Origin of the sequence: Campylobacter sp. RM15925 (assembly GCF_012978775.1) — a bacterium.
GTDB classification, from domain to species: domain Bacteria; phylum Campylobacterota; class Campylobacteria; order Campylobacterales; family Campylobacteraceae; genus Campylobacter_A; species Campylobacter_A canis.
On the sequence record NZ_LIWP01000006.1, the window covers coordinates 19,701 to 40,696 of the forward strand.

General features: G+C 40.4%; 22 protein-coding genes. 9 read left to right on the forward strand and 13 right to left on the reverse strand.

What is annotated here, in order from left to right; all coding sequences use genetic code 11:
* Positions 1-16: 16 nt before the first annotated feature.
* From hisF to CDOM15925_RS04875, 4 genes are all read right to left on the reverse strand, one after another.
* A complete protein-coding gene (gene hisF, locus CDOM15925_RS04860) occupies positions 17-772 on the reverse strand; it encodes an imidazole glycerol phosphate synthase subunit HisF (protein ID WP_169941665.1) in 756 nt (251 codons plus the stop codon).
* A gap of 122 nt (positions 773-894) precedes the next feature.
* Positions 895-1,362: a cupin domain-containing protein gene (locus CDOM15925_RS04865; protein ID WP_169941667.1), complete on the reverse strand. Its 468-nt coding sequence runs from the start codon at positions 1,360-1,362 to the stop codon at positions 895-897.
* 82 nt (positions 1,363-1,444) lie between these two features.
* Positions 1,445-3,040: a DUF4857 domain-containing protein gene (locus CDOM15925_RS10200; protein ID WP_169941669.1), complete on the reverse strand. Its 1,596-nt coding sequence runs from the start codon at positions 3,038-3,040 to the stop codon at positions 1,445-1,447.
* Between the two features lie 10 nt (positions 3,041-3,050).
* Positions 3,051-3,884, reverse strand: coding sequence for an ABC transporter ATP-binding protein (locus tag CDOM15925_RS04875; protein ID WP_169941671.1), 834 nt, complete (start codon positions 3,882-3,884; stop codon positions 3,051-3,053).
* Between the two features lie 194 nt (positions 3,885-4,078).
* Here CDOM15925_RS04875 and rsmA point away from each other — a divergent pair, with 194 nt between their 5' ends.
* From rsmA to CDOM15925_RS04920, 9 genes are all read left to right on the forward strand, one after another.
* The gene (rsmA, locus tag CDOM15925_RS04880; protein WP_169941673.1) at positions 4,079-4,930 is read left to right on the forward strand and encodes a 16S rRNA (adenine(1518)-N(6)/adenine(1519)-N(6))-dimethyltransferase RsmA; all 852 of its coding nucleotides are present in this window, start codon (positions 4,079-4,081) and stop codon (positions 4,928-4,930) included.
* Positions 4,887-7,058, forward strand: coding sequence for a ribonuclease J (locus CDOM15925_RS04885; protein WP_169941675.1), 2,172 nt, complete (start codon positions 4,887-4,889; stop codon positions 7,056-7,058). The genes rsmA and CDOM15925_RS04885 overlap by 44 nt, the downstream gene beginning before the upstream one ends.
* A gap of 8 nt (positions 7,059-7,066) precedes the next feature.
* A complete protein-coding gene (locus CDOM15925_RS04890) occupies positions 7,067-8,029 on the forward strand; it encodes a KpsF/GutQ family sugar-phosphate isomerase (protein WP_169941677.1) in 963 nt (320 codons plus the stop codon).
* Between the two features lie 14 nt (positions 8,030-8,043).
* The gene (locus tag CDOM15925_RS04895; RefSeq protein ID WP_169941878.1) at positions 8,044-8,808 is read left to right on the forward strand and encodes a pseudouridine synthase; all 765 of its coding nucleotides are present in this window, start codon (positions 8,044-8,046) and stop codon (positions 8,806-8,808) included.
* 92 nt (positions 8,809-8,900) lie between these two features.
* Positions 8,901-9,344, forward strand: coding sequence for a DUF417 family protein (locus tag CDOM15925_RS04900; RefSeq protein ID WP_169941679.1), 444 nt, complete (start codon positions 8,901-8,903; stop codon positions 9,342-9,344).
* 167 nt (positions 9,345-9,511) lie between these two features.
* Positions 9,512-9,889, forward strand: coding sequence for an ArsR/SmtB family transcription factor (locus tag CDOM15925_RS04905; protein ID WP_169941681.1), 378 nt, complete (start codon positions 9,512-9,514; stop codon positions 9,887-9,889).
* Position 9,890: 1 nt separating this feature from the next.
* Positions 9,891-12,014 (forward strand): heavy metal translocating P-type ATPase, encoded by a 2,124-nt coding sequence (locus CDOM15925_RS04910; protein WP_169941683.1) that lies wholly within the window; start codon positions 9,891-9,893, stop codon positions 12,012-12,014.
* Positions 12,015-12,266: 252 nt separating this feature from the next.
* Entirely contained in the window at positions 12,267-12,572 is a 306-nt protein-coding gene (locus CDOM15925_RS04915) for a CZB domain-containing protein (protein WP_169941685.1), read from the forward strand.
* A gap of 102 nt (positions 12,573-12,674) precedes the next feature.
* Positions 12,675-13,190: a ClbS/DfsB family four-helix bundle protein gene (locus tag CDOM15925_RS04920; RefSeq protein WP_169941687.1), complete on the forward strand. Its 516-nt coding sequence runs from the start codon at positions 12,675-12,677 to the stop codon at positions 13,188-13,190.
* Between the two features lie 22 nt (positions 13,191-13,212).
* Here CDOM15925_RS04920 and CDOM15925_RS04925 read toward each other — a convergent pair whose 3' ends face one another.
* The 9 genes from CDOM15925_RS04925 to CDOM15925_RS04965 all read right to left on the reverse strand — a co-directional run bounded on the left by CDOM15925_RS04925 (position 13,213) and on the right by CDOM15925_RS04965 (position 20,917).
* On the reverse strand, positions 13,213-14,007 hold the full coding sequence (locus CDOM15925_RS04925) for an undecaprenyl-diphosphate phosphatase (protein WP_169941689.1): 795 nt from the start codon (positions 14,005-14,007) through the stop codon (positions 13,213-13,215).
* Positions 14,008-14,056: 49 nt separating this feature from the next.
* Positions 14,057-15,970, reverse strand: a complete 1,914-nt coding sequence (tkt, locus tag CDOM15925_RS04930) for a transketolase (protein ID WP_169941691.1) — start codon at positions 15,968-15,970, stop codon at positions 14,057-14,059.
* 19 nt (positions 15,971-15,989) lie between these two features.
* Positions 15,990-16,892, reverse strand: coding sequence for a polyprenyl synthetase family protein (locus CDOM15925_RS04935; RefSeq protein ID WP_169941693.1), 903 nt, complete (start codon positions 16,890-16,892; stop codon positions 15,990-15,992).
* Positions 16,892-17,974, reverse strand: coding sequence for a DUF7488 domain-containing protein (locus CDOM15925_RS04940; RefSeq protein ID WP_169941695.1), 1,083 nt, complete (start codon positions 17,972-17,974; stop codon positions 16,892-16,894). Before CDOM15925_RS04940 ends, CDOM15925_RS04935 begins: the two co-directional genes overlap by 1 nt.
* Positions 17,971-18,285, reverse strand: a complete 315-nt coding sequence (locus tag CDOM15925_RS04945; RefSeq protein WP_169941697.1) for a YbaB/EbfC family nucleoid-associated protein — start codon at positions 18,283-18,285, stop codon at positions 17,971-17,973. Before CDOM15925_RS04945 ends, CDOM15925_RS04940 begins: the two co-directional genes overlap by 4 nt.
* Before the next feature lie 144 nt (positions 18,286-18,429).
* Positions 18,430-18,774, reverse strand: a complete 345-nt coding sequence (panD, locus tag CDOM15925_RS04950) for an aspartate 1-decarboxylase (protein WP_169941699.1) — start codon at positions 18,772-18,774, stop codon at positions 18,430-18,432.
* A gap of 52 nt (positions 18,775-18,826) precedes the next feature.
* Positions 18,827-20,119 carry a UDP-N-acetylmuramoyl-L-alanyl-D-glutamate--2,6-diaminopimelate ligase gene (locus CDOM15925_RS04955; protein ID WP_169941701.1) on the reverse strand — a complete coding sequence of 431 codons (1,293 nt, stop codon included), beginning with the start codon at positions 20,117-20,119 and terminating at the stop codon, positions 18,827-18,829.
* Positions 20,103-20,651, reverse strand: coding sequence for a histidine kinase (locus tag CDOM15925_RS04960; protein ID WP_169941703.1), 549 nt, complete (start codon positions 20,649-20,651; stop codon positions 20,103-20,105). Before CDOM15925_RS04960 ends, CDOM15925_RS04955 begins: the two co-directional genes overlap by 17 nt.
* Positions 20,648-20,917, reverse strand: coding sequence for a NifU family protein (locus tag CDOM15925_RS04965; RefSeq protein ID WP_169941705.1), 270 nt, complete (start codon positions 20,915-20,917; stop codon positions 20,648-20,650). The genes CDOM15925_RS04960 and CDOM15925_RS04965 overlap by 4 nt, the downstream gene beginning before the upstream one ends.
* Between the last annotated feature and the right edge of the window lie 79 nt (positions 20,918-20,996).

The following is a 20,996-nucleotide window of genomic DNA, read 5'->3' on the forward strand; positions in this document are numbered from 1 at the left end:
AAATCAAATTTAGCCATCACAGCCTAACTTCAATCCCGTTTTCACGCAGATACTCTTTAAGTTTTTTTATTTCTACTTCCCTAAAGTGAAAAATCGAGGCAGCCAAGCAAGCATCGGCACCAGCTAAAAACGCCTCCTTAAAATGCTGCATATTGCCCGCTCCGCCACTTGCTATTACAGGTATACCAAGCTCGCTAAAAAGCCTAGTAATACGCAAATCATAACCGCTTTTAGTGCCGTCTTTATCCATCGTGGTTAGTAAAATTTCACCCGCTCCACGATCTTTAGCCTCTTTCGCCCAAGCAAGAGCGTCCTTGCCCGTATCTATCCTGCCGCCGTTTATAAAGACGTGATAATCTTCATCAAAACTCTTCGCGTCAATGGCGACTACGACGCACTGAGAGCCGAATTTCTTCGCAGCTTCGTCTATCAAATTCGGATTATGAATGGCTGCGGAGTTTAGACTTATCTTATCGCACCCCACGTTTAAAAGCCGTGAAATATCATCAAGAGTCTTGATGCCTCCGCCAACCGTTAGCGGGATAAAAAGCTCGCGAGCAACTTTTTCTACCACGTCCACGATGGTGTCTCGCCCCAAGTGAGTCGCCGTGATGTCAAGAAACGTTAGCTCATCGGCACCCTCTTCATTGTATCTTTTGGCTATCTCCACAGGATCTCCGGCATCTACAAGACCTACGAAATTTACGCCCTTTACGACACGACCGTCTTTAACGTCAAGGCATGGGATTATGCGTTTGGCAAATTTATTCACGGCTTACCCTTTAAGTAATTTTTGCCGATTTTATCAAAAATTTACTTAATAACCGCCAGAAGATCAAAGCAAGAAAAAGCAGATAAGAGCAAGCCAAATTTAAAAAGCTTGCTCTAAAAATTTTATTTTTTATCTAGAATTTGCGTTTTTGCAACCACATTTATAAACACAAGCGGCTCTTCGCCCGTATTTGCTAAAGCATGGCTTTGTCCGGGACGAGCGATAGTTACGTCACCTGCGCTCACTTCGGTCTGCTTGCCGTGAGAGTCCGTAAATACGCCTTTGCCCGAAATGATGATATAGACATCTTCGTTATCGATATGTTTATGAAGCCCTATGGAGGCGCCCTTTGGCAAGGTTAGCCATCCTATCTCTCTAAAAGCGTCTTGTTCGCTTGTCTGATGGCGGTTATAAGCAAAATCCCCAAGCAAAGGCCCCATACCTCCGCCTGCATTTTCACGGTTCCAAGGAACTAGCGCGTCTCTTTTATAGACCTGCACGCTCCTATCGGTCTCAGGTATGAGCGGGTGAGCGTTTAAAGCGCCAAATGATAGCGCGACAAAGCAAACTGCAAGACTAAATTTCTTCATAACTCTCTCCTTGGATAAAAGTTTCGTGGCTTTATTTTAGCCAAATTTTACACTTACTAAGCATTTTTAAAATGGCTCAAATTTAAGGTGCTTTAAGATGAATTTCATCAATTTTCTTAAAGTTATCCTTATCAAAAACAAACGCACGGTAGTCCTTGCCGTCATCAAATCTCACTTGCAAAAATTTCGGATCAAAGCTTACCCTAAGACGCATTGTATCCGGATCGAATTTGGTCATTTCAAGCTCTTTTAGTTCATACTCTTTGCTAAACAGATAAATCCTGCCTTCATTAAATGCAAGCCCCATAAATTCACTATTTTTACTCTCGTTTATATGCAGATACTCAAAATTTTTAAGGCTCTTAACCGCTTCAAAACTTACATTGTTATCATAAATTTTGATATTAAAAAACTCACCCGAGTTATCCTTAAAAAACACTCCCGCATCAAAAGGCTTTAGGTTAGTAAATCTTCCAAAAACAGCCTGAATCGGAAATTTCACGCCCAAATTTTTAGCCTCTTTATTTAAAATTTGGCTAAATTCGCCCTCCTCGTCACCGTCATGATGAAAAACGCGAAATTTATCCTTATCAAAATAAATCATATCGTCGCTAAAAGGTATGGCTGAAATTTTAGGATCGGGGTTAAAGAGCGGATAGAGCGGAATTTCAATCGGCACCCTGTCCTTTGGCGCGTAAGTCATCGACATCCTAGCCTGCCTTATATCAGCCTCACTAAATACCTCATCGCCGATTTTAACGGGCATTTTACCTTGCTGTTTTAAGTCCATATAGTAGTTAAAGGCAAGCTCGTTTTTATACTCCGTTTCGTTTTTAAAAACCTTTCCGCTAGCGCTTCTGTAGGCGAAATAATGCCCGCCCAAATTCTCTTGAAATACAAATTCTTTCAGGCTTGGCGAGTAAAATATATAATACCTTTCGGATTTGTTTGCGAATTTCTGCTCGTAAAATTTATATCCGCCAAATCCCGCTATGGCTAAAATTCCTGCGTAAATTAACGACAAAAAGGCTAAATTTATCGAGGTTTCCTTGTGAGATATGAGAGCGTTAAACCCAAGTAAAACGGACAGCAAAAGTAAAATAAAAATAAGGATAAAACTCTTAAAATAAAACGCAACCGCAAAGCAGATTATGACAAAAATAACGCTTGAGATAGCCGCTCTAAGGCTTTTTTTATCAATTAACGCCGAACTTGTAAATATATAAAAAACTGCCGAACTTAAGCAAAAATAACACCAATTTATAAAAATCTCTTTTGTGATGACGATAGGATAAAATTTGTTTGCTAAAAACACAAGCCAAGTGCCAAAAACAGCCCAAATAACCACAAAAAACAAGGCGGCAAAAATATAGTGCCAAATCAAAATTTGAAAGCTTGACACAGGTAGATGAAGCAGGCACTTTATGCGGTTTCGTTGCGGTAAAAACTGCGCCAAAGCCACACAGATAAAGCTTGCCGAAATAGCCGCAAAAGTTACAAATTCGGGCTCGTTATCAAAAAACACATAGCCGTACCAGATAACAGACCCTGGATGGATAGCGCCAAATTTATAGTTAAGATCAAAGCTGAACCAGGCAAAAAATAGTGCTAGCACCAAGATCAAAAAGGCAAAAAAGAGCCCAAGTCTACTAATCTCTTTTAAAAATATCGACCTCACTTCACCCTCCCTACTCGTATCTGCCTACAAAGCCTAAAAATTTATCCTCAAAACTTGCATTTTGCGCCTCAAAACCGTTGATATCTACAAATCCATAAGCCATTTTGTGATGTTTAAATTCGTCTATGTTTTTGAAGTTTTTTCCGCTTGTATCAAATTCTTTCGGCAGCCTATAAACCTTAAAATCCTGCATAAATTCACTCATCTTGCTTTGAAAAATTCGCCCTCCTCGCTCGACAATCAAAAACTCATCGATCAAATTTTCAAGATCGCTCATCACGTGACTTGTGACGATCACTGTCTTATCCTTGCCGTCAAGATAGTCCTTCAGATAATCGCCAAAAAGCCGCCTATATCCCGCATCAAGCCCCATGGAATAATCATCAAATATAAGCACTTTGGCATCTTGTGCAAACAGCGAAGCAAGGATAACTTGGGACTTTTGCCCAAAGGACATGGAATTTAGCTTTTGATCCTTGCCGAGTTTTAAAAGCTTTGCCAAATCGTTATAAATTTTGCTGTCCCAGCGCGGATAAAACGCGGATAAAAACTCCTCATACTGCGCGATACTTAGATGATCAAAACTCGTAAATCCCTCAAATAGCAAGGCGATATCGCGCTTGGCCTCGCTGTCAAGACTGAAGCTATTTTTGCCAAGCACCCTGCACTCACCACTTTTTGGACGGATGTAGCCCATTAGGATATTTATAAGCGTGCTCTTACCCACGCCGTTTCTACCCAAAATCCCAAACACACTGCCCTGCTTTACGTTAAAACTCAAATTTTCGTAAATCAGCTTTTTGCCGTAAAAATGCGTGACGTTCTTTACTTCGATAGCGTTCATAAAAAGCCTTATATAAAATATTACTGAAAATTCTATTACATTATTTATAAGAAGAATCTTAAGAGTTATTATCATAAATATGCCAAAAATTCAGGGCTAAAATTTCGTCCAAATTTAGATAGAAAACAAAGCCGTAATGATATTTATTTTTCAAAATAAACTTTTTATAAGCAAAGTTTGGATAAATTTGCCAAATGATCAAGGCAAAGAAACATTTTGGACAAAATTTTTTACACGATCAAAATGTGCTGAACAAAATCATCCAATCGATTCCCAAAGATATGCAAAATATAGTAGAAATTGGGCCTGGCTTAGGTGATTTGACGTCAAAAATTTTGCAAATTTCAGATTCGGTTACGAGCTACGAGATAGACGGCGAGCTTTACGAACTGCTTGAAAAAAAGTTTGCAAAAGAGATCAAAGACGGACGATTAAGACTTTTTTGCGTAGATGCGTTAAGTCGGTGGGACGAAAGCGGTTTGAGTGAGACAGACTACTTTTTAACGGCAAATTTGCCCTACTACGTCGCCACAAAGATGATTTTAAACGCTATCGAAGATGAGAGATGTCGCGGGCTTGTTGTGATGATACAAAAAGAGGTCGCGGTCAAATTTAGCACCAAAGGCGGTGAGAGCGAATTTAGCGCGCTGGCGATTTTAGCATCGCTTCAAGGTGGCTGCGAGCTACTTTTTGACGTGCCAAGCGAGTGTTTTAACCCGCCTCCAAAGGTAACTTCATCTGTTATAAAGATCCAAAAAAGCAAAAATTTGATAGGCAAAAATGCTGTTTTTAATACCGAATTCGAGTATGAAAAATTTAAAAAATTTCTAAAAACCGCTTTTAGCGCACCGAGAAAGACGCTTAGTAAAAATTTATCGGCAAATTTCGATAAATGCTTACTGGCTGAAATTTACGGCGAGCTAAATTTGAGCCAAAATTTACGTCCTCACGAGATCGATGTCAATCTTTATCTAAAAATATTTGAAAAATTAAAGGTAAAAGATGAACGAAGACAAAGTTGTAGTCTCCAAAGGAAAGAGCAATAAAAAGCGAAGATTTCGCCCTAAAAACAAAAATAATCAAGGCGAAAACAATGCAGAAATAAGTGCCGAACAAAAAGCGAGCAATAACGTTATAGATAATTTTTTTGCGACCTCTTTTGACGGCGAAACGCAAAATAAAAGCCACGAAAGCTCCGCTAAACAAAACGGTAAAAAAGCCAACTCAAAGCAGCACAAAAAACAAAATTCTCAAAATGGCGGACAAAATTCTCAAAACAATTCAAAAAACGGCAAGAAAAACGCTGAAAATAAAAATGCTAGCACTCAGCAAAATAACCAAAACGGCTCAAACGATGACACTCAAAAGCCAAAAAAGAGTAAAAAACCGAAAAAAAATTTGCCGGCCAAACTAAACGGTAACGAGCAATGGCAACAAGACATCGCAAGCGCGATAGAGGCGAACAAAGCCACTCAAGAACTTCGGCTTGAACCGCTAAAATATCTAAATTCAAGCGATCACAAAGTCCGAGTAACTCCGCTTGGCGGACTTGGCGAGATCGGCGGAAACATGACAGTGTTTGAGACCGAAACAAGCGCGATAATCGTAGATATCGGTATGAGCTTTCCAAGCGAGAGCATGCATGGAGTTGATATACTTATACCTGATTTTGACTACGTGCGAAAGATAAAAGACAAAATAAAAGGCGTTATCATAACTCATGCGCACGAAGATCACATCGGTGCGGTGCCGTATTTTTACAAAGAGTTTAAATTTCCTATCTACGCCACACCTCTTCCGCTTGGAATGATAAATAATAAATTTGAAGAGCATGGGCTAAAGCAGGAGCGTTCGCTATTTCGCTCGGTTGAAAAGCGAAAGCCTTATCTGATCGGTGATTTTGAAGTGGAGTGGATACATATAACTCACTCGATTATCGATTCATCCGCACTTGCTATCACGACAAAGGCGGGTACGATCTTGCATACGGGTGACTTTAAGATAGATCACACGCCCATAGACGGCTATCCGACCGACTTAGGACGTATCGCATACTACGGCGAGCGAGGCGTGCTGTGCTTGATGAGTGATAGCACAAACAGCTACAGAGAAGGTATCACAAAGAGCGAAAGCAGCGTAGGAAAGACCTTTGACGCTATATTTGCCAAATCCAAAGGGCGCGTGATAATGAGCACATTTAGCTCAAACATCCACCGCGTATATCAGGCTATCGAGTGGGGGCTTAAATATAACCGCAAAGTCTGCGTCATCGGCAGAAGCATGGAGCGAAACCTCTACACCGCGATGGAGCTAGGCTACGTAAAGCTTGATAAGAAAATTTTCATAGACGCAAATGAGGTCGGCAAATACAAAGACAATGAGGTGCTAATCGTAACCACTGGCAGCCAAGGCGAAACAATGAGCGCGCTATATCGCATGGCGACCGATGAGCATAAATATATAAAAATCAAGCCGACCGATCAGATTATAATCAGCTCTAAAGCGATCCCTGGAAATGAAGGAAGTGTATCGACGGTGCTAAATTTCCTCATCAAATCAGGCGCAAGCGTAGCGTATCAGGATTTTAGCGAAATTCACGTAAGCGGACACGCCGCGCAAGAGGAGCAAAAGCTCATGATCCGCCTAACAAAGCCGAAATTTTTCCTTCCGGTTCATGGCGAATACAACCACATCGCAAAGCACAAAGAGACAGCCATAAGCTGCGGAGTGGACGAAAGAAACATATATCTTATGAGCGACGGCGATCAGGTTGAAATTTGCCAAAAATACATGAAACGAGCAAAGACCGTTAAAACGGGCAAAGTCTTTATAGACAATCAAATCAACAAACAAATTTCAGATGATGTCGTTATCGACCGTCAAAATTTGGCAGAAGCAGGCGTAGTCATGATCATCGCTCAAATTTCACGCCACAGCCAAAAGCTCATAAACAAACCGCGCGTAATTAGCTACGGTCTTGTTGCAGACAAGCAAGACGGGGAATTTAGCAAAGAGATGGAAGAGGTGCTCGTGCAGTTTTTAAGCAACGTAAAAGAGGAGCTGCTAAAAGACAGCCGCATGCTTGAAAGCCAAGTGCGCCAAGTGATAAGAAAGCATATATTTAGAAAAGTGAAAAAATACCCGACTATCGTTCCGATAATTTATTTGATGTAAGGTTTAAAATGGAAGATATGATACAAATAGCAAGCGAAGTGCTGAAAGAAGAGGCCGCCGAGCTCATTCGTCAGGCTAACAAGCTTGGAAGCGAGATAGATGAGGCGGTAAATTTGATGTATAACGCCAAAGGCAAGGTCATCGTAACGGGAGTCGGCAAAAGCGGCCATATAGGCGCTAAGATAGCCGCTACGCTTGCAAGCACGGGCACGCCAAGCTTTTTTATACACCCGACCGAAGCGATGCACGGAGACCTTGGCATGATAGATGAAAATGACGTTGTTTTGGCGATAAGCTTTAGCGGCGAGAGTGATGAGCTCGTGCGAATTTTGCCGCATATCAAGCGATTTGGTATCAAGATAATCGGCATGGCAAAGAGCAAGGAAAGTAGCCTTGGCAAATTTAGCGACGCTCTTTTAAATTTAGACATCATCAAAGAGGCCTGCCCGCTAAATATCGCTCCGACAACATCAACCACGCTAACCTTAGCACTTGGCGACGCGCTTGCGGTTTGCCTGATGAGAAAAAGAGAATTTAGGCAAGAAGATTTTGCAAATTTCCACCCGGGCGGAAGCCTTGGCAAAAGGCTATTTGTCAAAGTAAAAGACGTGATGAAAACGCAAAATTTACCGATTATAAAAGATAACGTTAGTTTAAAAACCGCGATTGATGCGATGACTCACGGCAAGCTTGGCAATGTACTGCTGGTTGATGGCGAGGGCAAATTAAAAGCCGTTTTAAGCGACGGGGACTTGCGTAGAGCGCTCATGAGCGAGAGCTTTGACATCAACGAAAAAGCGATAACATACGCAACCAAAACACCAAAAACACTAACAAACAAAGAGATGTTAGCAATAGATTCGCTAAGGCTGATTGAAGAGTATAAGATCCAAATTTTAGTAGTGCTTGACGAGGGCGAAAGACCGATCGGAGTGCTGCACATACACGATTTATCGAGCTTGGGGCTATGATGGAAAATTCAAAAATGAGACTAAACAAATTTATCTCGCACAACACAAACTACTCGCGCCGAGAGGCTGATGAGCTCATCAAAAACGGCAAAGTTAGCGTAAATAACCGCGTTGTTAGCGAGCTTGCCACAAGCGTTAGCGATGAAGATAAAGTTAAGATAAACGGTCGCCCGGTCAAGCTTAAAAAGGATTTTACAGTGATCATCTATCACAAACAAAAGGGCGAGCTCGTTAGCAAAAAAGATGATCGCGGACGAAAGACGATATATGATAGCTTGCCGCGAAATTTTGCTAAATTTGTAAGCGTTGGCAGGCTTGATTATGCGAGCGAAGGGCTTTTGCTGCTAACTGACGCGCCTGCAATTGCAACTGCGCTCATGGAAAGCGACATAGAAAGAATGTACTATCTAAAAGTGAAAGGCGAAGTAGGGCAGGAGGTGATAACCGCGATGCAAGAGGGCTTTTTCGCTGCAGACGCAACCAAAGGCGCGCATGCTAAAACCGAGATCAAATCAATGGAATTTAAGCCTTTTTTGGCGTATAAAATTTTTGGCTCAAGCGGAGGATACACAAAGCTAAAAGTCATCATAAACGAGGGTAAAAACCGAGAGTTAAGAAGGTTTTTTGGATATTTTGATCTTGAAGTTATGGATCTGAAGCGAGTGAGTTTCGGGCGAGTTGATCTTGGTATGCTAAAGCCCGGGAAATGGCGCTACTTTGAAAACAGCGAATACGAAGACTTGAGGGATTTTTTAAAAACCAACAAAATTCGCTACTAAATTTAGCCGATTTTCTCGGCTAAATCTCAAATTTCACACTACATAACACTTCTTTTATTACAATTTTGCAAATTTTAAAAAATAGGACAAACATGCAAAATCTAATTCATAAATTTATAAATTCGGAATTCGAGATCAAATTCGCAAGATTTGCGCTCATCTTAGTGCTGTTTTTATTTGGCAACTACAAATGGTTTGAATTTGAAGTAGAGCTTTTAAAGCCGATCATCTCTGGCACTTGGCTAAATTTTCTCTATACTATTTTCGGCTTTCACGGAGCAAGCTATTTTCTGGGAGTTGTTGAAAGTATCGGATATATCGCACTTGCGGTTGGATATAAAAAACCAAGAGCCGGAATTTTAGGCGCGCTTATCGTTATCATGACGGGTTTTACCACACTTAGCCTTATGCCACAACTTGGCAAGCCAGATGGTTTCATACTAAAAGATATTTTCATGGTCGCACTTGGCTTTATAATCCTAAAACACGATCTAATCAGAATACAAAAAGCTAGCAACCAAGCCTCGCTAGTCTAAATTTACACTTTCAAGCTCGCACGATAAATAAGCCTAATCGCTAAAAAGCCGTGCGGGTTAATAAATCAAATTTGGCTTTTAATTTCAGCAAATTTCATCCTTGACAAACTATTTTTAAAGTTATATACTTGCTCAAATGAATAATTATTCATATATAAAGGCAAAAAATGCAAGAAAATATACAAAATAGCGATTTAGAAGCAGTTTGCGAAAGCACGATCATACATCAAGATGTAATAGAAAAAGTAAAAAGCGAGCTGAAAAGCGAAGAAATCCTATACGATCTTGGCGATTTTTTTAAAATTTTAGGCGACACGACGAGGATAAAAATTTTAAGCGCGCTATCCAAATCGCAAATGTGTGTCTGCGATATCGCGGCACTTTTTGGCATGAGTCACTCGGCCATCTCACATCAACTTAGAGTGCTCAAGCAAGGAAGGTTAGTTAAGCACAAAAAGCAGGGTAAGGTGGTTTATTATTCGCTTGATGACGAACACGTAAAAAGTATCATCGAACAAGGGCTTACACACATCATGGAGAGATAAAATGAGCACCAAAATAACTCTATCGCTTGAAAATTTAACTTGCGCTAATTGCGCTGCGAAGATCGAAGTGAAAATAGCAAAAATGCACGGTATCAAAGAGGCGAATTTAGACTTTTTGGGGCAAAAAATTTCAATAACAAGCGACAAAAAAATAAATACAAATGAGTTTATCAAAGAAATTCAAGCTCTCGTTGACAGCATAGAAGATGGTGTGCTAGTAAGTGAGAAAAAGGCGAATTTAAATTCGCATAAAAGCCTGCAAGAAAACACCAAAACAAAACTCATAGCCCTTAAGATAGCGATAGGTTCGGTGATATTTGCCTTCGCTCTTGTCGCTCCTATCGATCATGGGCTTAAATTTGCCCTGCTTTTCATAAGTTACCTGATAATAGGCGGAGGAGTTGTGGTAAATGCCGCTAGAAACATCATAAAAGGACGTGTGTTTGATGAAAATTTCCTTATGAGTATAGCTACGATCGGGGCTTTTGCCATAGGCGAGTACTCCGAAGCTGTTGCGGTTATGCTTTTTTACAGGATAGGCGAGCTGTTTCAAGAAACGGCTGTAAATAAATCTCGCAAATCAATCGCCTCACTAATGGACATAAGGCCTGAATTTGCAAATTTAAAACTCGGCACACAGGTTCAAAAAGTCTCGCCACAAAAGGTTCAGATAGGAGATCTCATCGTCGTAAAACCAGGTGAAAAAGTGCCTCTTGACGGCGAGATCGTAGAGGGATTTTCTACTTTTGACACCTCGGCTCTTACAGGAGAATCGCTTCCAAAAGAGATCGGCGTAGGGCAAAGCGCACTAAGCGGCTATATAAACAAAAGCGCACTAGTAACGATAAAAGTAAGTAAAATTTTTGCCGAATCAACGGTTTCAAAGATACTTGATCTAGTCCAAAACGCAAGCTCCAGAAAATCAAAAACCGAAAATTTCATCACTAAATTTGCAAGATACTACACGCCAAGCGTAGTTTTTATCGCTCTTATAATCGCCTTTATCCCGCCGCTTGTGTTTAACGAAGAGCTTGCGGGTTGGGTTTATAAAGCGCTTGTGTTTTTGGTTATCTCATGCCCTTGCGCACTTGTGGTTTCAATCCCGCTTGGGTTTTTCGGCGGAATCGCAGGAGCTTCAAGGCACGGTATACTCATCAAGGGTGCAAACTATTTAGAGGCGTTAAACAGCGTGGACACGGTCGTATTTGATAAAACAGGAACGCTCACAAATGGAATTTTTAAAGTAAGCCAAATCAAGCTAAACGACAAAAATTTACAAATAAAAAACCAAGAGGAATTCCTAAAACTAGTAGCTCACGCGGAATTTTTCTCAACCCATCCGGTAGCAACTTCGATCGTAAAAGAGTATGAAAGAACAAGCGGCAACATAGACGAGTCGCTCGTGCTTAAATTTGAAGAGATAGCAGGGCAGGGCATAAAAGCAAACATAAACGGCAAAGAGATAGTGGCTGGAAATGCTAAATTTATGTTCTCGCAAGGAGTTAAATTCAAAGCTTCAGCCCAACTTGAAACGGTGCTTTATGCAGCCATAGACGGTAAATTTGCAGGCAAATTTATAATAACCGACGAGCTAAAAACAGACGCCAAAGAGGCAATTTTGCAAATCAAAAAAGAGGGCTCAAAAGAGATAGTAATGCTAACGGGCGATAATCAAAATATCGCCCAAAACATCGCAAATAAACTTGGTATAACAAAATTTTTTGCAGAGCTTTTGCCGACGCAAAAGGTTGAAATTTTGGAAGAAATTTTAGCCCAAAAAGCAGGGCAGGGCAAAGTGGCTTTCATAGGAGACGGCATAAATGACGCGCCCGTGCTTGCAAGAGCCGACGTGGGAGTAGCTATGGGCGCGGCAGGAAGCGACGCGGCGATAGAAGCTGCCGATATCGTCATAATGAACGACGAGCCATCAAAAGTGGCAACCGCCATCAAAATAGCTAAAAAAACCCGCACGATAGTCTGGCAAAATATCGTATTTGCACTCGGCGTGAAAGTCGCTATCATGATAATGGGAGCTTTGGGATACGCAACTATGTGGGAAGCAGTCTTTGGCGATGTTGGCGTGGCGCTCATAGCGATATTAAATTCCATCAGGGCGATGAGATAGCGTAAGTTAGCTATGTTTTGGCTAAAAATAGAAGTATTGTTTTAAGAGAATTTATTACAAATGTCGTATAAAATCAAATAGCTGGTTGTGTTAATCAAGAATACAATAGAGCCGCCAAATACACCAAACCAACTTGATTTGTTTAAATAGCGATATAACAACTACTTTAAGGATAAGTTAAACAAAATTCAAAAAGAGACTGAAAATTTATATTACGAGCTTTTTATCACACTGGCAAAGACCGATCACGTCGTGTTTAAAGTAAACGGCTATGAGAAAATTTCAAAACAAGATCAAGAAAAAATGAGCGATCATCATAGCTGCAGACTTGGCAAATGGTATCAAGGCGACGGCAGGGAAATTTTTGGCTCAAGCGAGATATTTAAGCAGCTTGATAAACCTCACTCCGAAGTTCATAAGCTCATCAACGATTCGTTAGCTATAGATAGCGACGAGAGTCTGATCGCACAAAATTTCCAAAAAACAGAAGAAGCGTCGCAAACTCTATTTAGCTTATTTGATAGAATGCTTGAAGAGAGGCTTCATCGGCTTAATTGATTTAGACCTGTCAAGCCCGCGCGACATGAAAGCGAATTCGTAAATTTAACTCCAAAAAAACTACAATAAATTTGCGCTTAAATTTTATGCAAAGGATAAACCATGCCACGACCTACCACAAAAGACGATCTGATCTCGCTTGCGAATGGAAATTTTATTAAACTTTTTGATCTTATCGAATCTATGGGCACAGAAGAGCAGGAGATGAAATTTAACTTTGAAGATAGAGATAAAAATATAAAAGATGTGCTTATGCATCTTTACGAGTGGCATGTTTTGCTTTTAAATTTCATCAGATCAAATCAAAATTCAAAAGAGATAAAGCCGTTTTTACCGCATCCTTACAACTGGCGAACATATCCGAAGATGAATATTGAAATTTGGCAAAAACACCAAAACACACCGCTTAATACAGCCAAAATTTTGCTAAAAAATAGCCACAAAGAGGTCATAAAAGCAGTTGATAAATTCAGCGATGAAGAGCTTTTTACTAAAGGCAAATTTGCCTATACTCTTAACTCTACGCTTGGAAGTTACTGTATATCAGCCACCTCTTCGCACTATGATTGGGCGATAAAGAAGATAAAAAAGCATAAAAAGAGTTTTAAGAAGCTATAAGTACAAAGCTAGGCAAATCAACTTATACAAACATCAAAAACAAAAACACACCTAAAACAAGTCTGTAAACAACAAAAGGAAGCATACTCATCTTAGAGATAACCACCATAAACAGTTTCACGCACAGATAAGCACTTACTGCACTTACCGACATCGCTATAGCAAGATCTCCCCAAGCAACCGCCTCTTTAAGCCTTACAAGCTTAACCGCTTCAAGTCCGCCCGCAAGCAATATAACGGGTATAGACATGAGAAAAGAGAAGTTTGCACTTCCTGTTCTGCTAAATCCTAAAAATAGCGCCGCACTCATAGTAATGCCCGAGCGAGAAACACCCGGAATAAGAGCTAAAATTTGAGCCGCACCGATGATAAGAGCAAGCTTAATAGTCATATCATATTCGCTTTTTGAGCCGTGATTTTTATCCGCAAAATAAAGCACTACACCAAAAAATATAGTCGTAAATGCTATGATAATGCCGCTTCTTGCGTAATTTTCGATAAAGTCATTCAAGAGTAAGCCTGCAAGCCCCACAGGGATCGTCGCAAATCCGACCGACCAGACAAGCGCGCTATCGCCAACTTTTTTACGCGCCTTAATAGAAGCAAAAAAGTCGCTTAAAAGCGACAATATCCTATCTTTAAAATAAAACAAAATCGCCACAAGAGTGCCTACATGCACCGCCACGTCAAAGGCAAGTCCCTGATCGCTCCAGCCTAGCAGTTTTGGCACTAGCACGAGGTGAGCGGAGCTTGATATGGGCAAAAACTCGCTTATGCCTTGAATGACTGCAAGCAAGATGATATGTGAAATTTCCATTAAAGGCCTCTCTTTTCTAAAATTTCACCGAACACTTTAACTTCAAATTTCACTTAACGGCTTGCATAGCAAATTTACAAAGCTTTTCAGGGCTAAATCCAAAATGCTCAAACAGCATTTCAGCCTTGCCGCTTTCGCCAAAACTTTGCATTCCATAGACGATATCGGCGAACTTATACCACTCCATCGCGGTTGCAGCTTCAACGGCTATGATTTTGGTGTTTGGATCTAAAATTTTATCCACATACTCTTTAGGCTGTTTACAAAGCAGATCAAAACAAGGCGCAGAAACCACGTTTGCGCCTACGCCGTTTTCTTTGAGTAAATTTGCAGCTTTTACACACAAGCTCACTTCGCTACCGCTTGATACAAATGTGATTTTGGCATTTGGTTGAGATTTAAGAAGATAAGCTCCGTTTTCAACGCTACCGAATTCTCCGCTTTGCAGAGGATCAAGTCCCTGACGAGAACAAACAAACGCGCAAGGAGCGCTTAAATTTAAAGCAACTTGCCAGCATTTGGCGTTTTCATTACCATCGGCAGGACGAAATGTATAAAAATTCGGCATAGCTCTAAACTGACTTAGTTGCTCTATAGGCTGATGAGTAGGTCCGTCTTCGCCCACGCCGATACTATCGTGAGTGAAAACGAAAAAGTGTTTAATGCCCATAAGTGCGGCTATCCTAGCACTTGGCTTGAGATAGTCGCTAAATATAAAAAATGTCGCCGAAAACGGCAAAAATAGTCCGTATCTGGCAAAGGCGTTATTTATCGCAGCCATTGCATGCTCACGAATTCCGTAGTGGATATTGCGACCGTTTGGAAAATCGCCCATGCCTTTTAATTCGGTCTTGTTTGAAGGTGCTAAATCAGCACTTCCGCCGATAAATCCCGGCAAGACTTTGGCGATCTCGTTCATGATTACGCCGTTGCTATCCCTTGTGGCTACTTTTTTATCGGTAAAATCAGGGAAATTTATCTTTGAAAAATCAGGATTTAAAAGCGAATTTAAAATTTTCTTGCTATCCGCGCTTAATTTTTCTATCTGTTTATTCCATAAAGCCTCTGCCAAATCGCCTTTTTCCACAGCGGCTCTAAATCTAAAAAGCACGTCTTCATCTATGGCAAATTTTACTTCAGGGTCAAATCCCGCAGCCGTTTTTGCAGCTTTGATCACATCTTCACCAAGCGGTGCGCCGTGACTATGATGACTTCCTTCAAGCTCGCCCGCACCCTTTGCGATGCGAGTGTTTGCGATAATGAGATAAGGACACTCCTTCTCCTTTGCCTGCTCGAGCGCGAACTCTATCTCATCGTAATCATGCCCGTTGATACGAGCCACGTCCCAGCCTTGGGCTTCAAAGCGCGCCTTTACATCCTCGCTCCATGCTATAGAAGTGTCGCCTTCGATAGTTATGTTGTTTGAGTCGTAAATCACGACTAAATTATCAAGCTTTAAATTTCCGGCTATCGCACACGCTTCATAGCTTATGCCCTCTTGCAAATCCCCGTCACCGCAAAGACAATACACCTTATGATTTATCACTTCGTTATCAGGCAAATTTAGCAAATTCGCAGCATATTTTGCGGCCATAGCAAACCCAACCGCATTAGCGATCCCTTGTCCAAGAGGACCGGTTGCCACTTCAACGCCTTTTGTGTGAATTTCAGGGTGTCCCGGCGTAAGAGAGCCGAGCTGACGGAAATTTTTAAGCTCGTCAAGGCTTAGATCATATCCGCTTAGATGTAAAAAGCTATAAACCAAACTGCTTGCATGCCCGCCGCTAAAAACAAGCCTATCGCGATTAAGCCAGTTTGGATTTTTTGGATTGTGATTTAAAAATTTCATAAGCACGACCATGATATCCGCTAGCCCCATCGGCGCTCCCGGATGGCCGCTATTTGCCTTTTGAACCATATCCGCACATAAAAATCTTATAGTGTCCGCTTGTTTTTTTAACATCTTAATTCCCTTCTTAAAATTAACGCAAATGCTTATCTATCAAATTTAAGATCATCTCGCCCATTTTAGGCTCAAATTCCCTTAAATCGTCTTGAATTTTATCTATCATTTTGTTTTTTGTCTCTATGGCTTCTTTGACACCGAGTAAATTTGTAAATGAGTTTTTCATGCCGTCGTTTCCGGTAGGCTTGCCCGCTTCATTTGCACTCGTAGTGGCATCGATGATGTCATCTTGAATTTGAAATGCAAGACCTAGGTCAAGTCCGATTTGATAAATTTTCTCGCACACCTCATCGCTCATCTGAGCTATTACGCAGCCTGCTTTTAAACTAGCGGCGATTAGCTTTGCGGTTTTATGGATATGCAAGAAGGTAAGCTCCTCTAAATTTAGCCGCCTGTCCGCCACTTTAAATTTCTCTCTCGCGGCTTTTGCTTTTTGGCTCGTTTCAAAAAAGCAATCAATCGCTTGCCCCAAAACCATGCCCGATACGCCTGCGTTTAGAGATAAAATTTCAACGCATTTTAAAGCTGTTTTAGGATCTAAATTAGCCTTTGAAATTTGATAAAAGGCGTGAGTATTTAAGCCGTCTCCGACTAAAATCGCCGTTACGTCGTCGTATTTAACATGCAATGTAGGCTTTCCGCGTCTAAGATCTGAATCATCCATCAAAGGCAAATCATCATGTACAAGCGAATATGTATGCATAAGCTCAAATCCCAAAGCTACGTCAAATGCGCTCTTTAGCATCTCAGGCTTTAGTGCATTTACTACGCCAAGCACAAGCATAGCTCGAAAATGTTTGCCTCCCGCAAGAAGCATGTATTTTAAAGCTTCATCGAAATTTGGATGAAAACTAGGCGCACTTGGCAAATTTTCTCGTAAAAAAGACTTAAATTCCTCTAGTAAATTTTCGCTTCTCATCATCTTGCTTTATAGAAAAAATCAAATCCGTTTCGCCTAAACAGCAAGATATGCTCGGCGCTGTTTTTTGATGTTAGCTTGATGGCGTCGTTGCGATTTTTCACTTGATTTTTACCAACCTGTATCAGCTTATCGCCTGTTTTGATGCCGAAATTTGCCGCTTTTGAGCCTTCATCTACCTTCTTAACGTTTAGCTGTCCGTCAAGAGTTATGCCTTGAGTTTTGAAGAAATCATTAGTCGTATTTGCCTGCTTTATCTCTTTTGTCTCTTGGCTCTTAACATCAGGCTTCATCTCATCTTTGGATTTTTTATCTTTTGCACCAGCCGAGTCCGAAACGGCTATGTTAAATCTTTCGACAACTCCGTCGCGCATAATCTCAAAAGTTAAAATTTCGCCCTTTTTAGCAAATAAAATTCTCTCATTTAGCTCTCTTAAGGTTTTAAATTTCTCTTTATTTATAGATAAAATTTCATCTTTTGCCATGAGAGCTTGACCTCGCCCGAGCTGTTCTACGCTTTTTACGTAAAATTTGCCGTCCATTGCTTCAAAGACAGCCCCGACATCGCCATAATAAACATCTGGATAAGCTATAAAGTGTCTTAAATATCTATTCGGGATAAATTTGTTTCCGCCCACGCTAATGCCTCTTAAGTTGCAACATGCCGATAGCACGGCTGTGGTATCATTTACGTCAAAAGTAAGCGTATCAAGCTCGCCAAGCCTTTCGCCAAGAGATTTAACGTGCCCGTAAACGGTTGAGTTGATATCCTTTGTAACACTCACCCAATCGCTTTTTTTAGTTCTGTTATCCTCGCTCATCTTGATAGGATCAAGGCTCATATCCGAAGCGACCAGATAAAGCCCTAAAAAAGGATCAAATTTTATGTAGTTTCTAAGCGGCATCTCATCTTTTTTTACAACCGCGATTAGATTAGGGCTAAGTGCGATGCCTTCATGACCTGCGACGTTTACTATACTTGGGAGGTTTTTTTCGTAGCAGGCGTTAAAATCATCTTGAGTCGGGCGCGGTGCGCTAAAAGCCAATGCACATAAAGATATGAGAAATAAAATTTTTCTCATTTGCCGCCCATTCCCGCAAATCCACCAAGCATCTTTGCGGCAAGATGCCTTTTATCATCCTCGACCATTTTCATCACGTCATTTACCGCACTAATCAGTAAAATCTGCAAACTCTCCTTATCTTCAAGTAGACTATCGTCTATCGTGATGTCAAGCAGTTCGCCCTTGCCGTTTGCTTTGACGCTGATAAGTCCGCCACCGCTTTTTACGCTAAATTCTCTGCTTGAGGTCTCATTTTCAAGCTCGCGCGCCTTTTTTTGAACCTCTTCAAGCATATGGTTCATTTTCGATAAATCAAGTCCTTCAAACATAAAAAATCCTTTTCAATTTTGCTTGATTATAACAAATTTGAGCTTATATAATTTTTTCAAACAGCTTGCAAGCTAAGCGTAAAATCAAAATTTATGAGCTTTTTAAGCGGAATAAAAAATAAAATTTTAAGCAAATTTGTTTAATCAAACTATCTCGTTTTTTTCATTTACATGAACTATCGTGGGCTCAAATTTTTTAGCTTTTTTAAATTTCATAGTTGCGTAAGCTACGATTATAACTACATCACCGATACAAACTTTTCTTGCAGCAGCACCGTTTAAGCAGATCTCGCCTTTTTTGTCGCCTTTTATGACATATGTGGAAAATCTCTCGCCGTTATTTACGTTTAGAATTTCGACCTTTTGAAATTCCGTTAAATTTGCAGCATTTATAAGCTCTTCATCGATGGTTATAGAGCCTACGTAGTTTAAATTCGCATCCGTTACAACGGCTCTGTGGATTTTACTTGCTAAAACTTCTACTCTCAAAAAAACTCCTTATTTATCTCGCGCTAAAAATTAGGTCAAATTTCGCAGGCAATTATCTATCTTTTCTTCCTAAAAATTCCAAAACGACCTCCTTATCGCTAAAAGGATATTTAACCCCTTTTATCTCCTGATAAGGCTCGTCTCCTTTGCCCAAAATCACTAAAATTTGCCCTTCTTTTAGGCTTTTTAGCCCGATTTCAATCGCTTTTTTGCGATCAGGCTCGCAGATAACGGTATCGTTCATTTGCATGCCGTTATATATCTGCTGGATGATTGACATCGGCTCTTCGCTTCTTGGATTGTCGCTTGTTACTATGCAAAGCTTTGCAAAATGCTGCACGATAGAGCCCATCTTAGGACGCTTGGTGTTATCCCTATCGCCTCCGGCTCCAAAAACGACAACTTGCTCATAGTGGCAAAGTGCGCTTAAAACTTTCTCGATCCCATCGGGCGTATGAGCAAAATCAACGACAACGAGAGGATCTTGGCTAACAACCTCCATCCTGCCCTCAACGCCGCCAAAATTACTAACCGCAGATGAAATCTCCTCGCAACTCTTATCCGTTAAGCTAACAACGCAAGCGGTGGCGGCGATAAGGTTATAGAGGTTAAATTCACCCTGCAAATTCGAAGCTATCTCAAGATCGCCTTTTGGGGTTTTAATAATAGCGTTTATGCCGTTTTTTAGTCCGTAAGCGATAGGCGAAAATGATGCGTGCTTTCTAAGAGAGTAAGTAAGCGCATTTTTAGCGTTAAATTTCAAATTTCCGTCGTCTATGTTTATAATTTTTAAGCTGTCATCTTCAAAAAAGCTGCTCTTAACGCGTGCATACTCCTCAAATGTTTTGTGATAATCAAGATGATCTTGAGTTAAATTCGTAAAAATTTTAGCTGCGAATTTAAGCTCTTCTATGCGATTTTGATCTATCGCGTGAGAGCTTACCTCCATCACGAAATACTCGCATTTTTGCTCACCGGCGGATTTTAAATAACTAAGCGTGCGTAAAATTTCGCTTGTGGTAAGCGCCTTTTGATCTATTCGCTCATCATTTATAAAAGCTCCACGGGTTCCGCAAAGTCCGCACTTATAACCCAAATCAAGCAAAATAGAATAAATCGCCGCAGCAGTTGTCGTCTTGCCGTTTGTGCCTGTTATGCCTATTATCTTGATATTTTCATCTATGTTTAAGAGCTTTTTACACTCCTTTAGGCTGATGATTTTAGCGCCTTTATCTATAGCGTTTTGAGTAAATTTCGAGTTTGTGTGAGTTTGGACAAACAAACACTCCTCTTCGCATTCGTTTGAATTGTCCGTGATAAATGAATTTTCAATGTAAATTTTCACTTTTGCGCCTTTTGCTTATCTCGCAAATCAAAGAGTTTAACCTCTCGTCGCCAGCAAATAACACAGCCGCGCTTTCAAGGTAGTTTAATCCCATCTCTATAAAATCATTTTTAATTAAATTTTCTAAAAAGTCTAAAAAATCATCGCGATTGTTTATCATAACCCTAGTTGAGAACATTATATCTTCAAAAACGCTTTTGAAATTTCCCTCTTTTTTAACCGCATCCATAAAATCATCATAACTTATGGCGTTTTGAGCTTCAAGCTCGTCTTTTTCATCAAATTTAGACTCCAAAGTAGCTAAAATTTCGTCCAAATCCTCAGCGCTCATGCCGACTTTTTCTTTAACTTTAAAAATTTCAAACAGCATCATGGCTTCATCGTGTCTGGTTTTAGCAAGCGAGCAAATCATGATAAAAAACAAAAGCCTTTTATCCTTTTTTTTATCGTAAGCCAAAGAAAAATAATTTATAGCCTCGTCAAAGCTGCCTTTATAAAAGGCCTTGATACCAAGTTTTTTATAATCAATCAATCTAATCTTACCTCTTCTCCGATAGGGATATTTATTACCTCAAGCTCGGGGTGAATATCCATTCTAAGCTGTCTTTCGATACCGTATTTAAGAGTAGTTCCGCTGGCTGCACAACCGTGGCAATGCCCCGTTAGGCGAACATAAACTTTGCCGTTTTTTATACCTAAAAGCTCCATGCCGCCGCCGTCTCGCTCAAGCATAGGCATTACCTTTTGCAAGCTTGCGCTAACAGGTTTTAAAAGCTCTTCATCTGTAAATGGGATCATCTCTTGCCCTTTGTTTTTGTTTGAATTATACACCTACTTTGGCAAAATAAATTTTAAATTTTGGAAGTTTCGGGAGTTT

Bases quoted from the DNA above. Each gene is read 5' to 3' on its own strand.
- CDOM15925_RS04965 (WP_169941705.1), bottom strand. From the start codon at position 20,917: ATGATCCCATTTACAGATGAAGAGCTTTTAAAACCTGTTAGCGCAAGC.
- CDOM15925_RS04895 (WP_169941878.1), top strand. From the start codon at position 8,044: ATGAGACTAAACAAATTTATCTCGCACAACACAAACTACTCGCGCCGA.
- CDOM15925_RS04865 (WP_169941667.1), bottom strand. From the start codon at position 1,362: ATGAAGAAATTTAGTCTTGCAGTTTGCTTTGTCGCGCTATCATTTGGC.
- CDOM15925_RS04945 (WP_169941697.1), bottom strand. From the start codon at position 18,285: ATGTTTGAAGGACTTGATTTATCGAAAATGAACCATATGCTTGAAGAG.
- CDOM15925_RS04920 (WP_169941687.1), top strand. From the start codon at position 12,675: ATGCCACGACCTACCACAAAAGACGATCTGATCTCGCTTGCGAATGGA.
- CDOM15925_RS04875 (WP_169941671.1), bottom strand. From the start codon at position 3,884: ATGAACGCTATCGAAGTAAAGAACGTCACGCATTTTTACGGCAAAAAG.
- CDOM15925_RS04940 (WP_169941695.1), bottom strand. From the start codon at position 17,974: ATGAGAAAAATTTTATTTCTCATATCTTTATGTGCATTGGCTTTTAGC.
- CDOM15925_RS04900 (WP_169941679.1), top strand. From the start codon at position 8,901: ATGCAAAATCTAATTCATAAATTTATAAATTCGGAATTCGAGATCAAA.
- CDOM15925_RS04890 (WP_169941677.1), top strand. From the start codon at position 7,067: ATGGAAGATATGATACAAATAGCAAGCGAAGTGCTGAAAGAAGAGGCC.
- tkt (WP_169941691.1), bottom strand. From the start codon at position 15,970: ATGTTAAAAAAACAAGCGGACACTATAAGATTTTTATGTGCGGATATG.
- CDOM15925_RS04935 (WP_169941693.1), bottom strand. From the start codon at position 16,892: ATGAGAAGCGAAAATTTACTAGAGGAATTTAAGTCTTTTTTACGAGAA.
- rsmA (WP_169941673.1), top strand. From the start codon at position 4,079: ATGATCAAGGCAAAGAAACATTTTGGACAAAATTTTTTACACGATCAA.
- CDOM15925_RS04885 (WP_169941675.1), top strand. From the start codon at position 4,887: ATGAACGAAGACAAAGTTGTAGTCTCCAAAGGAAAGAGCAATAAAAAG.
- CDOM15925_RS04910 (WP_169941683.1), top strand. From the start codon at position 9,891: ATGAGCACCAAAATAACTCTATCGCTTGAAAATTTAACTTGCGCTAAT.
- CDOM15925_RS04925 (WP_169941689.1), bottom strand. From the start codon at position 14,007: ATGGAAATTTCACATATCATCTTGCTTGCAGTCATTCAAGGCATAAGC.
- CDOM15925_RS04905 (WP_169941681.1), top strand. From the start codon at position 9,512: ATGCAAGAAAATATACAAAATAGCGATTTAGAAGCAGTTTGCGAAAGC.